An 11,970-nucleotide genomic window follows, 5' to 3' on the forward strand; every position below is an offset into this window, starting at 1 on the left:
AGCGGGTGGCCGTGACCGGTGTAGTTTGACCAGCCGTGGGTAAGAGCAAGCGCAACAGTCCGAAGCCCGGCGGGTACCGGGCCCAGCGTCTCGCCGAGCGGCGAGCCGCGCTGGAACAGGCCGCCAACGCCGTCACGCGCCCGTTCGAGGGTCTGGCCGCCGAGTGCGATCTCGTCGCGTTGCGCGAGTTCGTGCCCTCGGCCACCGCGACCCTGAAGCTATCGCCCGGTGCCGCGGCCGAGCGCTCGGTCGTCCTCGCGACGGTGCTCCCCGGTGCGGTCGCCGCGCTGGTGCGCGCCGGTGACGAGCCGACCGGTTATGTCGGAGTGCAGGTGCAGGCCGAGGGGGAGAACCCGGCCGCCGATCTCGCCGCGGCGATCCTGTGGACCCAGTCGGCCGAGCCGGGCGAATCGCTGCCCGCCGCCGCGAGTGTCGAGGGTGGGCCGACCCTGGCCGACGTCATCGACCCGGGCGCCGCGCTCGAGTTGACGGTGCATCAGGATTTCGACTGGTGGGTGCCCGAGGGTGTGGAGCCCGATCCGCAGGTGGCCGCGACCATCGAACAGGCCAAGCAGGCGATCATGCCCTCGGACCGGCTCGATCTCGGTGCCGACGCGATCGGCGCGGCGTGGTGGGTCGACGCCGGTGAGAAGGCGCATCTGCGCTGGGTGCGGCCGGAGCCGGAAGACGATCTGATGCTGGCGCTGGCCCGGGTGCACGCCGCGGGCGGACTGCATCTGGGTGAGGGGTCGCGATTCGCGGGCTCGTTCCGCACCCACGGGCTGCTGGTGCCGGTGTTCGATCTGGATCCCGAGCGGCATGCCGCCGAATGGACCGCGCCCGCAGTCGAGTTCGGCGAGCGGCTGGCGCAGGCGCTGGCCTCGGATGCGCCGATGTCGGCCGAGGAACGGCGTTCCCGCGACGGCCTGCGTTCGCGGCAGGTGACCCTGCGCTGATACGCGAGCGCCGCGCTCGATGAGCCGGCGCGACGCGGAAATACGAAGACGGCTTCGGTGTCCGGCGATCGCCGGCCCGGAGCCGTCGCTGTTCGGGAGCGAAATTCCATCGTAGTAATTTTGTGAAAAACGCTCCTTTCTAATCTCGGCTCCGTTACGTTCACTGCATCACCGAAAGCTGGTGTAGGTGAGGGAAACCTCACCGGCCGATGAGGAAAGTAGGGAAATCATGGACGCCATTCTCGAGCTTCTGACCACGCTTCTCAGCAGTCTGAGCGCCAGCGCGGGCTGAGTAGTGCGGAATTCGGCAGGCCCAGCACGTCGCGAAGTGCTGGGCCTGCCGTCGCTCGGGAGCGCGACCGCGTATTACACGGAACCACCGGCGGCTGACGGTGCACCCGAAGTGTTGCTCGGGCCACTCATTTCGCGGGCGATGAATTCCTCCAGATCGAACAGGTTCGACCCGGCGCGATCGGCGATGGTGAGAAGGGTGTTCATGTTGGCCACCTCCTCGACCTGTTCCTTCAGGAACCACTGCATGAACTGCTCGCCGAGGTAATCGCCCTCTTCGCGAGCGGTACTGGCCAGTTGGATGATCTGGTCGGTGACCGCCTTCTCCTGGGCCAGTGCCAATGCGATGGGTTCGCGGGCATTCTCGAAATGCGATTTCGCAGCGTCGACTCCGCCGAGTTCGATGCTGATATCGCGGTCGAGGAAGTACTGCACGATCATCATCGCGTGGTTACGTTCTTCGACGGCCTGGGCGTAGAAGCGCTTTGCCAACTGCGGCAGGTCGGCATTGTCGAACCAAACCGCAATCGCGATGTATTGATGCTCGGCATTGAATTCATGCCGGATCTGATCGTGGAGCAGGCTGTGGAATTTGCTGCGTGGGGTTTCCGGATGGCTGGACATGACACAGACGTTATCGCTGGTCAGCGTCCTTGTCATCCAAGTCGACCCTTATTGAGGATAGTGTTTCCTAATTAGTTGCGCACTGTCCCAGCCATTTTGGGCGCGGAGTTGCCCGCCGGTGCGACGGTGGTCGGCAGTTCCCGCGCGGCGAATTCCTCCACATCGAACAGGTTGCCCGCGGCGCGTTCGAACACCGTCAACAGTGTCGACATGGCGGCGACCTCGTCGAGTTGCTGCTCCAGGAACCACTGCATGAACTGCTCGCCGAGGTAGTCGCCGGAGTCGCGTGCGGCCTTGGCGCACTCGACTGTCCGATCGGTCAGCGTCTGCTCCCGTGCGTGCAGGAAAGCGATTGCGGCGTGCGGGGATTCGAAGGTCGGGCGCACCTCGTCCAAACCGCCGACGGTGACCTCGAGATCACGGTCGAGCAGATGCTGCACCATCCGCAGCGCATGCCCGCGATGCTCGCCGGAACGGCCGTAACAATGTCGGGCCAACTGGGGCAGCCGGTTCGCCTCGAAGTACACCGCTGCGGCCAGATACTGCTGGCCCGCGGTGAACCCGTGACGGATCTGATCACGCAGCAGGGCCGGGAACGACCGGCCGGCGTCGAGGTCGGACATGTGCTCGACGTTACTCGCCGCGCAGATCCTCCGGAATGGGTTGCCCGTTCGCCAATGCCTCGAAGAACCGGCTCGCATTGGCCTTGTCCCACAGCAGCACATTGCCGCTGGAGGTATCGCTGAACCCGCCGATCGGTACCGTCGTGGCGAGCGTGTCGCCGCGCAGCGCCCAGCCCAGCCGCGCCAGATCCCAGATGTGATCGCCATTGTCGACCGTCAGCGAGCGCGCGGTGTCGCGGGCCATCGGCCACAGCGTGAACGGATTGGCCAGCGTGCTCGCGCTGGTGGCCTTTTCCAGTAAGGCGGACAGGAACAGACGCTGGTTGTTCATCCGGTCGATATCGGCGAGCGCGGTGGCGCGGGTGCGCACGAAACCCAGTGCCTGCGGGCCGTCGAGGGTCTGGCAGCCTGCCGCCAGATTGATGCCGGCGAGCGGGTCGTCGATGGGTTGCGGTACACAGACGTCGATTCCGCCGAGCGCGTCGACCACGCCGGCGAATCCGGCGAACCCGATCTGCGCGTAGTGATCGATGTGCAGCCCGGTGGCGATCTCCACCGATTGCACCAGCAGTTGCGGGCCACCGAAGGCGAAGGAGGCGTTGAGCTTGTCCTGGCCGTAGCCGGGAATGCTGACGTAGGAATCGCGCGGCAGGCTCACCAGCGTGGTGCGGCCCGAGGGCGGCACGTGCACCAGGATGATCGTGTCGGTGCGTTCCGGACCCACCTCACCGCCGGTGGCCAGGCCCTGCTCCTGATCGGGGGTGAGCCCCGAGCGGCTGTCGGATCCGACGAGCAACCAGTTGGTGCCGGGCGTGTCGCCGACCCGGTCGGCGTAATCGGCGAGCGCGTCGATGCGGTGCAGGCTCCGGTCGAGCTGGATGATCGCGGTCACGATCAGCAGCATGAAGACCACCAGCATCACCAGGAACCACCGGAACAGATGCCGTTTGCGCTTCGGCCGCGGTGGGCGCGGCGCGCGTCCGGAACCGCGCGGCGGCCGGCTCGGCGGGGCGGCGGAACATCGCGACGCCTGCGGCGGGGGATCGTCCTCCCGGAACGGGACGGGCTTCTGCGTCGGCGCATGGGTCGATGCGGGACGTGGATGTCCGGCGGGGGCGTAAGCGGTATCGCGGGAGGCGATCGGTTCGCGCACGGTCCGGCCGTCCCGCGCGGGCGGGCGGTCGGTGTCGGGTACCTGCGACCAGGCCAGCGGCGCCGCCTGCTCGCGGCCGTCACGATGCAGCACCTGCGTCGGCTCGATCTGGCGCGGCTGCTGCGGTCCGGCTCCACCGCGCCCGTCTTTGCGCAGGCCGGACGCGCCGTCGTGACGGCGGATGACCGGCTCGGCGGGATCACGGGGGTAACCGCGCCGAGCCTCCGGACCAGCACCGAGTTGCCCGGGATCGGGACGGCCGGCGGCGGGGCGTCCGGCGGGCGGAGGTCCAGGGGTGCGGCTCGGCTCCGGATGGGCCGAGCCGGGGCGGCCGGGGGTCGGCCGGGGTGCGTCGGGGTGGGCCGGCGGTGGCCGACGGGTGCGCGGGTCGTCTGCGGGGTATCGGCGGTCAGTGGGCCCGGGGGCCGGGCCGCGCCTGCGCGGATCCGGTTCGGGGCCTCGAGGTCGCTCGCCCGGTGCCGGGTGCCCGCCCGGGTCGGCGGGTGGCCTGCGCATGCCCGGTTCGGGCGGTCGCGCGCCGGGTCGACCGGGCGCCTGCGGCGGGACCCGGCGCCTTCGTGGGTCGTCGCCGTTCATCATGTCGCACTCTACTTACCCATTTCGGCCGCGTTTGTTACCCGATGGCGCGTCGGCGCTACGGCAGCCAGCCGACCCGCCCGCGCAGCACCGTGTAGCCGATATAGGCGACCGCATCGATCACCGCGTGCGCGATCACCAGCGGCCAGAGCCGGCCGGTGCGCTGCCAGTAGCGGCCGAAGATCAGGCCCATCACGATATTGCCGAGCCCGCCGCCGAGGCCCTGGTAGAGGTGATAGCTGCCGCGCAGCAGGGCCGAGGCGAGCAGGGAACGGTTGTCCGACCAACCCAGCGCCCGCAGCCGGGTGATCAGGTACGCCACCACGATGATCTCCTCGGCGGCGGAGTTGGCGCAGGCGGACAAGATCAGGGCGGGCAACCGCCACCAGTGCTCGTCAAGGGCACTCGGCACGATCGTCACGCTGACGCCGGCCGCGTGCGCGATCAGATACAGGGCGAGCCCGGGCAGCCCGATCACCGCGGCCAGCACCAGGCCGTGCAGCCCGTCCGGCCGCCAGCGGGCCCGAGCCAGACCGATGGCGCGCGGGCCGATACCGCTGCGCCAGAGCAGGTAGAGCCCGAGCCCGGCCCACGCCGTCAGCCGCAGCACGCCGAGCAGTTGGAACAGCAGGTCGATGGTCGACTGCGCCGAGCGCGAGGCGTTGAGCGCGACCGTCTGTTCGTCCACACCGCCCGGCGCGAGTGCGCTCTCCACCAGCGACAGCGCGGCATTCAGGCCGCTCAGGCCGAAAGTGACGCCGAGAACCACCAGGATCTCGAGTCGGATACCGGTGCGTTCCCGATCGGTCGGCTCACCGGTCTCCATCCGGCCGAGGTCATCGCGCATGCAGCCGAATCTATTGCCCGTCGTGCTGCCCGTGTCCGCGGGCGGCGTCGTCAGATGCGGCGTAGCCCGTTGAGGAACGGGCAGCCGGCCAGCAGACGCACCGCCCGGCTCAGCGATTCGACGTCGTCGGCAGGCGAGGCGAAGGGCAAGCGCACGTCGTGGTCGCCGTCCTCGCCTTCCACGCGCAGGGTGAGTCCATAGCGGTCGATGGCCAGCGGATGCACGTTCCCGCGCTGCAACCGGGGCGGCAGGTGCCGGGCCAGCTGGGCGATGACGTCGGCGTGGTCGGCGTCCATATGCTGCAACCAGGCCGATTCCATCGAGCAGAACGGGTCGGGCCGAGCCATCCGCAGATCCTCCACGCACACCGATTCCGCGCCGGTGGAATCGGCGACCACGGCTGAGTTGATCACCAGGCGCAGCAGGGTGGCGGTGTGGCCGACGTCGAGCAGGCCCGGATCGGGATTCTCCTTGGCGACCTCGGTGGCCAGTGCCCGCTGCGCCTGCGTCGGCACGGCCCGCACCCAGCCGCGCAGCCACACCAGCGCGCGCACCGGTTCCCGCAGCGGTAGCGGGGCGTGGTCGGTGAGTTCGAGGACGGCGGGCGCGCCCGCGGCACCGGAGGCGGCGGCGTGCGCTGCGGCGCTGTCGCGGGGCACGGCGATCACGGCGTCACCGCATTCGCGCAGATGATGCACCGAGGTGGGGATCGGATCGGTGCCGGGCAGGGCCAGCACCGAATACTCCGCATGCGCGCATGCGCTACGCACCCGCTCGGCGGTCGTCGGTGCGCTGATCGTCTCCGGCATTGAAACCTCCACTGGGTGAACGTGCCCCACTTCACAGATGCGCAATTAGGTTAACCTAACCTAAGCGAACGTGGGGATACGCGCAACACATGGCCGATGGGTAAGTTGGACCCCATGAGCAGCGAGCCGGTCCTGGTCGCATTGACAGCACCCGCACGGCGGCACCTGGCCGACGGCCTGGTCGTCGCACCCGCCGCGGCACCGCCGGGCCGGATCATCGCGGCAGACCTCGAGATCGCCGAGATCGCCGACATCCTCGCCGAAGCCGCCCACTCCGATACCGGTCTCGTCGCACGGACCGACGATCCGCAGCGCGCGCTCGCCCTCGTCGCGGGCACCGCCGCCGCCCTGTGCGGCGAGGACATCCGCACCGCGCTGACCACTCCCGATGTCGGCTTCCTCACCGGTCTGAAGCCGCAGGCGGTCGAGGCCGTGCGCGGGGTACTGCTGGCCATCGAGACGCAGCATCCGCGGGAACTGGCGCAGGCGCTCACCGAGCTGCTGGCTCCGGTCGCCGACTGATAGCCCAGCCGTTCCCGGCCTCGGGAAGTGGGCCGAGCACACAGGCTCACGCAAGTAATCTCGTAGGCGTGCCGCGAATAGCGTATTTCGGGCCGTCCGGAACCTTCACCGAGATGGCCCTCGCCGAACTCGAGAGCTCGGGGGCCTTCGACGGGCCGGTCGAGCGGATCGCCGCGCCCAGTCAGGGCGCGGCTCTCGACCTGATTCGCTCCGGCGCGGTCGACGGTGCCGTTGTACCGATCGAGAGTTCGGTGGAGGGCTCGATTCCGGCCACCCTGGATTCGCTGGCCGTCGGACCGCGACTACAGATCATCGCCGAAACCGAACTCGAGGTGAGCTTCGCGATCCTGGCCCGCCCCGGCACGCAGCTCGGCGAGGTCACCTCGGTGGCCGCCTATCCGGTGGCGGCCGCGCAAGTGCGGCTGTGGCTGGAACGTCATCTGCCCGGCGCCACCAGCTACGTCTCGGCATCGAACGCCGCCGCCGCCGAGGATGTGCTGGCCGGGCGCGCCGATGCCGCGGTGTCCACCACGCTGGCCGGGCAACGCCTCGGCCTGGTGCCGCTGGCCGAGGGCGTCGCCGATCACGAAGACGCGATCACCCGGTTCGTGCTCGTCACCAAGCCACGGGTGGCGCCGCAGGCCACCGGCGCCGACCGCACCTCCATCGTGCTCGAGCTGCCGAACGTCCCCGGCGCGCTGATGCGGGCGTTCGGCGAGTTCTCCACTCGCGGCATCGATTTGACCCGCATCGAATCGCGGCCCACCCGCACCGGGATGGGCACCTATCGGTTCTACCTGGACTGCGTCGGCCATATCGACGACACCGCGGTGGCCGAAGCGCTCAAGGCCCTGCATCGCACGGCGCGGATTCGTTTTCTCGGCTCCTGGCCCGCCACCTCGGCCACCGGGACGCCGCCGCCGTCGGATGAGGAAGCCGCGCAGTGGCTGACCCGATTACGAAAGGGGGTTGCCGACCTGTGACAGGCAAGCTGATTCTGGTGCGGCACGGTGAGACCGAAGGCAACGTCGCACGGATGCTCGATACCAGTCTGCCCGGACTGCCGCTCACCGAACGTGGTGCGGCGCAGGCGAAGACCTTCGCGTCCCGGCTCGCGGTGCCGCCGCGAGTGCTGTTGTCCTCACAAGCGTTGCGAGCCAGGCAGACCGCGAGCTACATCGAGGCCGCGACCGGTATCCCGGCCGGCGTGCTCGACGGCGTGCACGAGGTGCAGGTCGGTGATCTGGAGGGGGAGAGCAGCCAGCGCGCGCACGAGCTGTTCCTTCGGGTCTACCGGTCCTGGCACGAGGGCGAGCTGACCCAGCGGCTGCCCGGCGGCGAATCGGGCCAGGACGTGCTCGATCGTTTCCTGCCCGCCATCACCGAACTGCGCGACGGATACCTGCTCGACGACGCCGGCGACGTGCTGCTGGTCAACCACGGTGCCGCCATGCGCCTGGTCGCGCGGACGCTGACCGGCGTCGCGCCACCGTTCACCACCGACAACCATCTCGACAACACCGAGACCATCGAGCTGGCCCCGCGTCCCGACGGCAGTTGGGAGTGCGTGCGCTGGGGCCGGTTCACCCCGCCGTTCGGGCGAGCGCCGGCGTTGGGGGCCGACGACCCGATGGGGTGAGGTGCTGCCTGACCGCCCCGCCGCATCGAAGCCGAGCCCGATAGCACCGCGCCCGGTCACGATGTGTGACCGGGCGCGGACTCGATGATTCAGGATTGCGTTCGGATCAGACCACCGCTGGACTGTCCGGGAACTCTTCGCGTTCCGGCAGCGAGTTGATCAGATCTTGTAGCGCGATCCGCAATCGGGCGTTGGTGCCGCTGCTGAACGAGGTCCACTTCACGCCGTCGTCGGACACGCTCGCGGTCGCGATGAAACGGCCTGCGCGCGTATTGAATACGGCGATATGGTTGTCGGCCATCTCGCGGGTGCCGTCGCCGTAGACGACGCCGACGATCTCGGCATGCGAATCCAGATGCACCAGGGCCGAGGCGAGCGTTTGCGCGTCCCGTGGCGGGTTGCCGACCTTGCTGAGACGGTTGGCGGTGGCCGTCGCGTCCCCGAGGTCGTTGAAAATCGGCTCCAATTGCTCGGTCGGGGCGTTCATTCCGGTGAGTTCGAGCGCCTCGGCCGGTCCGAGGGCCGACAGCACGGGACCGGGCAGATCTTCGTCGGCCTCGTCGATCACATAGGACTCCGGCCCGCGCAGGGCGACCGTCACCAGATCGTCGCCCTTGGCCAGGCACATCCGGCTCACCTGTCCGGAGACGACCAGCCGCAACGCGATGGCCCAGTGCGGGCGGTTGAGCGCGCGCAGCCGGTCGGCGAGGTCCGGTTGGACCACCTCACCGTTGAGCAGATCCCGTTCGGCGAGCGACTGGGCGGCCGCGGCCATTGCCGCATCGTGCGCGGTCTCGTTGTCGTAGCGCCCGATCGCGTTCAAGACGACCGGGACCTCGTCGATCTGCAAGTGTTCCAGCAGGAACTGCATTTCGTCGAGCGACAGCGTGACCGCGCCGAGCGTCGCGGGACCGCGGCCGGCACCCAGCACCGTCACTTGGCCGTCCCGGCGGGATCGGCGCCGATCACACCGTCGGCAGCGAGGCGGCCGTCGGAGAAGTGGTCGGCCCGCAGGTAATCCGCGCCGTTGTGCTCGGTCTCGTCGTCCTCGCTGTTGGCCGCGCCGCGACCGAGCAGCGGGCTGGCGGGCCCGGTGGATGCGGGGCGAAGCGGCGCACCCTCGGTGCGCGCCACGGCGACCTCGGTGACCGGGGCGGCCGCGCCCGCACCACCGCTGACCGGCGGCGCGCCCCAGCCTTCTGGCACCTTGAACGCGCTGTTGCCGGCGCCGAGGGACGCGCCCATTCCGGCGGCACGGGTGGAGGCGCCTGCCGCGGCCGCGGCCCCACCGGCGGCCATACCGACCGGAGCCATCGAGGCGACGCCGGGCGCGCCGGTGCTGGTAGCGGCGGCGATCGCGTTGGCGCCGAGGTTGCCGACGGTGCTCACACCGCTGGTGGCGACCGAACCGGCGACGTTGGCGGCCTGGGTGACCGCGCTGCTGATCGCCGGGTTGTTCACCACCGCGCCCGCCGCGGCGAGTGCGGTCTGCACCGGGTCGCCGTTGCCGCTCTGGAACGCCTGATCGGCGTTGGCGGCGGCTTCGGCGGAGCCGGCGCCGTTGGCGATCGGCGGCGGGTTGATGAACTCACCCGGGGTGATCACGGTGGCGGTGGTGGCGGCCTCGTAGGTCTCCATCACGAGCGCGGCGCGAATGTCCATGGCGTGCTTGGCGACTTCGGCCGCCTCGAATGCGCCCGAGAGCGCACCGGCCGGGTTGGCCGAGGCGACGACCGCGGTATTGACCGCGACGATCTCCGGCAGGCTCGGCATCGCCAGCGAGGCGACGGTGTAGGCGGTGGCGTTGGCGGCGGCCTTGCTGCCCATCGTCGCGGCCATCACGCCCTGCTGGCCTGCCCAGGCGGTGAACCCGCCGAGCCGGGCCAGCGCGCCGATGCCGTTGATGCTCTGCAGGCCGAGGCCCAGTTCGGCCATCACCCTGGTGACGGTGGCGGTGGCATCCACCCAGGCGCCGGTCAGCGTCCCCCATGCGGTGGCCGCGGCCGAGATCGGGACGGCGTGCGCGCCCGCGTTGAGCGAGACGGAGTTGAATTCGGCCATGCGGGGCAGCCAGAACACCCCGGTGATTCCTGCGGTCATGCTTTGTTTCTCCCCTTGTGTGAAGCTCGGAGCCGGATCGGCGGTCGGCTAGGCGACGATCGAGGTGAACGGTGCGCCGGTCAGCGTGACGATTCCGGCGGACATGGCGTCTTCGGCCATGTACTGCGCGAGCTGGGTGCGCAGGATCGCCGCGGCGTGGTGCAGTTCGAGAATCGCTTGCGCGATGGATCGGTCGTGGGTGATGGCGGCGTGATTGAAGTGGTTCGCCGCCAGCAGCGACACCTCCTCGGCGCCGGAGGGGAGGACATGCGTTGCCGGTCCGGCTACCGCGGCCACCCCGGCCAGACGGTCGGCGAGCAGATCCAGTTCGACAGCCGCGGCGAGGATGAGTTCGGGTGTGACGTGCACGTTGCCAATCATGTCTCGACTCCTTCTAGTGGTAGCTGTTCGGCGGAACCACGAGAATTCCCCCTACGAGTACATTGGACGCGACGTCACCACGATCGGTTCCATCGAATCCAGAGTTTCCTTCCGGTCTCGGCAGCCGGACGCGAACCCCCATCCACAGGTTCGCATACAGCTCGGGCTAAGACTAGCCCCATCCCAGCTGATGGAGTCGCTCTTCGTCAATCCCGAAATAGTGTGCTATCTCATGGATCACGGTGATCGCCACCTCCTCGACCACCTCTTCTTCGTCGGCGCATATGTCCAGCAGGGCGTCTCGATAAATGGTGACGGTGTCCGGAAGTGAGCCGCCGTAGTGACTGTCGCGCTCGGTCAACGCGATTCCGTGATAGAGCCCCAGCAGATGTGGATCCTCCGAATTGCGTGCCTCGATCAGCACCACGACATTGTCGATGGCTCGGGCGAGTTCGGGCGGAATGAGATCGAGCGCATCGGCGACCAGCTCCTCGAAGCGGTCCTCGGACATCGAGACCGGCATGGACGTCCTCGCCCCGCCTACCGCGGCTGCGGCGGCAGCGGTGCGGCGCCCGGCAGCGGCGGCGGGGTGTAGCGGCCGTCGCTCGGCGGCGGCACCGGGGCCTGGCCGTTGATCAGGATGTCGCCCCTCGCCGATCCGGTGATGGGCGCGAATCCCTCGCGGTCGGCGCCCTTGCCCACCATGCAGTCCAGTTTGCGGCTGCCCGCCAGCCAGCTACGCGCGTCGATGTAGTCGAAGAACAGCGTCAATGTCTTGTTGCGCAGCACGTCGGGGCCGCCGAGGTATTCGGTGGACAGCCGCGCGCATTCACCCTCGACGAACTTGTCCTGCTCTTCCTTCGGCGGTGGCGGGCCCTGGAAGCGGCCGCCGAGATCGACGGTCGCCACGATCTCCACCGCGTGCGGCTGGGTGCAGTCGACCGGATCGGTCGGCAGGTTCTGGTTGATGCCGAGGCACACACCCGGCGCGAACACCTTGGACTGGTCGTTGTCGAGCACGCTGCCGGTCGTCGGCAGCGGCGCCGAGGCCGCGCCGGTCAGGCCTGCGGCCTGAAGTCCGCAGCGCAACTTGCGATCTCCGGTCTTGGCCCAGCCTTCGGGGCTCGGATACATCAGCCCGACGACGAAACGCCCACGCGGATCGAACTTTCCGCCGAGGTACTGCTGGGCCGCGGTGACGCAGTGCTCCTCTTTGAGCTCGGTGAACCGCAGCGAATCGGGAAAACGCGAACCTGGGCCGAACTCCTTGCCCGGGTACTTGCTCAGGTCGATATCGGCGGTGACCTCGAACAGATGCTTGTCGGCGCAGTCGACCTCGACCAGATCGGAGCGATCCGGCGCGGTCCAGCTGAGGCAGTCGCCGCGGGTCGCGGTGCCGAAGGTCTTCTCGGCGCCTGCGGGCACGGC

14 protein-coding genes are annotated in these 11,970 nt (G+C 69.1%); 4 read left to right on the forward strand and 10 right to left on the reverse strand.

The features are described from left to right. Positions 1-35 precede the first annotated feature (35 nt). Positions 36-956, forward strand: a complete 921-nt coding sequence (locus tag RJ05_RS00530; RefSeq protein WP_036531629.1) for a DUF5926 family protein — start codon at positions 36-38, stop codon at positions 954-956. A 366-nt stretch (positions 957-1,322) separates the two neighbouring features. Here the strand turns inward: RJ05_RS00530 and RJ05_RS00535 are convergent, their stop codons facing one another. The 5 genes from RJ05_RS00535 to RJ05_RS00555 all read right to left on the reverse strand — a co-directional run bounded on the left by RJ05_RS00535 (position 1,323) and on the right by RJ05_RS00555 (position 5,900). Further along, the gene (locus RJ05_RS00535) at positions 1,323-1,871 is read right to left on the reverse strand and encodes a ferritin (protein WP_014348392.1); all 549 of its coding nucleotides are present in this window, start codon (positions 1,869-1,871) and stop codon (positions 1,323-1,325) included. 71 nt (positions 1,872-1,942) lie between these two features. Next, on the reverse strand, positions 1,943-2,494 hold the full coding sequence (locus tag RJ05_RS00540) for a ferritin (RefSeq protein WP_036531632.1): 552 nt from the start codon (positions 2,492-2,494) through the stop codon (positions 1,943-1,945). A gap of 10 nt (positions 2,495-2,504) precedes the next feature. Next, complete coding sequence (locus tag RJ05_RS00545; RefSeq protein WP_036531634.1) at positions 2,505-3,740, reverse strand: LCP family protein; 1,236 nt, start codon at positions 3,738-3,740, stop codon at positions 2,505-2,507. 562 nt (positions 3,741-4,302) lie between these two features. Further along, the gene (locus tag RJ05_RS00550) at positions 4,303-5,070 is read right to left on the reverse strand and encodes a CPBP family intramembrane glutamic endopeptidase (RefSeq protein ID WP_373365040.1); all 768 of its coding nucleotides are present in this window, start codon (positions 5,068-5,070) and stop codon (positions 4,303-4,305) included. 71 nt (positions 5,071-5,141) lie between these two features. After that, a complete protein-coding gene (locus RJ05_RS00555; RefSeq protein WP_036531639.1) occupies positions 5,142-5,900 on the reverse strand; it encodes a DUF2470 domain-containing protein in 759 nt (252 codons plus the stop codon). 114 nt (positions 5,901-6,014) lie between these two features. Between RJ05_RS00555 and RJ05_RS00560 the strand changes: the two genes are divergently transcribed. The 3 genes from RJ05_RS00560 (at position 6,015) to RJ05_RS00570 (ending at position 8,061) form a co-directional block, all read left to right on the forward strand. Continuing rightward, positions 6,015-6,422, forward strand: coding sequence for a hypothetical protein (locus RJ05_RS00560; protein WP_036531640.1), 408 nt, complete (start codon positions 6,015-6,017; stop codon positions 6,420-6,422). 68 nt (positions 6,423-6,490) lie between these two features. Next, a complete protein-coding gene (gene pheA / locus RJ05_RS00565) occupies positions 6,491-7,405 on the forward strand; it encodes a prephenate dehydratase (RefSeq protein WP_036531641.1) in 915 nt (304 codons plus the stop codon). Continuing rightward, complete coding sequence (locus RJ05_RS00570) at positions 7,402-8,061, forward strand: histidine phosphatase family protein (RefSeq protein ID WP_036531642.1); 660 nt, start codon at positions 7,402-7,404, stop codon at positions 8,059-8,061. The genes pheA and RJ05_RS00570 overlap by 4 nt, the downstream gene beginning before the upstream one ends. Positions 8,062-8,167: 106 nt before the next feature. Here the strand turns inward: RJ05_RS00570 and RJ05_RS00575 are convergent, their stop codons facing one another. From RJ05_RS00575 to RJ05_RS00595, 5 genes are all read right to left on the reverse strand, one after another. Further along, positions 8,168-8,998: an ESX secretion-associated protein EspG gene (locus RJ05_RS00575; protein WP_036531643.1), complete on the reverse strand. Its 831-nt coding sequence runs from the start codon at positions 8,996-8,998 to the stop codon at positions 8,168-8,170. Next, positions 8,995-10,161 (reverse strand): PPE domain-containing protein, encoded by a 1,167-nt coding sequence (locus RJ05_RS00580; RefSeq protein ID WP_036531644.1) that lies wholly within the window; start codon positions 10,159-10,161, stop codon positions 8,995-8,997. The genes RJ05_RS00575 and RJ05_RS00580 overlap by 4 nt, the downstream gene beginning before the upstream one ends. Before the next feature lie 48 nt (positions 10,162-10,209). Next, complete coding sequence (locus tag RJ05_RS00585) at positions 10,210-10,542, reverse strand: PE family protein (RefSeq protein WP_036531646.1); 333 nt, start codon at positions 10,540-10,542, stop codon at positions 10,210-10,212. 172 nt (positions 10,543-10,714) lie between these two features. Continuing rightward, positions 10,715-11,065, reverse strand: coding sequence for a metallopeptidase family protein (locus tag RJ05_RS00590; RefSeq protein ID WP_036531648.1), 351 nt, complete (start codon positions 11,063-11,065; stop codon positions 10,715-10,717). Between the two features lie 17 nt (positions 11,066-11,082). Beyond that, positions 11,083-11,970: septum formation family protein (locus RJ05_RS00595; protein WP_036531667.1), on the reverse strand; the 888-nt coding region annotated here is incomplete at its 5' end.

It is taken from the genome of Nocardia cyriacigeorgica NBRC 100375 (assembly GCF_000308555.1).
Taxonomy (GTDB): domain Bacteria; phylum Actinomycetota; class Actinomycetes; order Mycobacteriales; family Mycobacteriaceae; genus Nocardia; species Nocardia cyriacigeorgica.

Coding starts and splice junctions, on each gene's coding strand:
- RJ05_RS00585 (WP_036531646.1), bottom strand. CDS start 10,542: ATGATTGGCAACGTGCACGTCACACCCGAACTCATCCTCGCCGCGGCT.
- RJ05_RS00550 (WP_373365040.1), bottom strand. CDS start 5,070: ATGGAGACCGGTGAGCCGACCGATCGGGAACGCACCGGTATCCGACTC.
- RJ05_RS00590 (WP_036531648.1), bottom strand. CDS start 11,065: ATGCCGGTCTCGATGTCCGAGGACCGCTTCGAGGAGCTGGTCGCCGAT.
- RJ05_RS00540 (WP_036531632.1), bottom strand. CDS start 2,494: ATGTCCGACCTCGACGCCGGCCGGTCGTTCCCGGCCCTGCTGCGTGAT.
- RJ05_RS00580 (WP_036531644.1), bottom strand. CDS start 10,161: ATGACCGCAGGAATCACCGGGGTGTTCTGGCTGCCCCGCATGGCCGAA.
- RJ05_RS00555 (WP_036531639.1), bottom strand. CDS start 5,900: ATGCCGGAGACGATCAGCGCACCGACGACCGCCGAGCGGGTGCGTAGC.
- RJ05_RS00560 (WP_036531640.1), top strand. CDS start 6,015: ATGAGCAGCGAGCCGGTCCTGGTCGCATTGACAGCACCCGCACGGCGG.
- RJ05_RS00535 (WP_014348392.1), bottom strand. CDS start 1,871: ATGTCCAGCCATCCGGAAACCCCACGCAGCAAATTCCACAGCCTGCTC.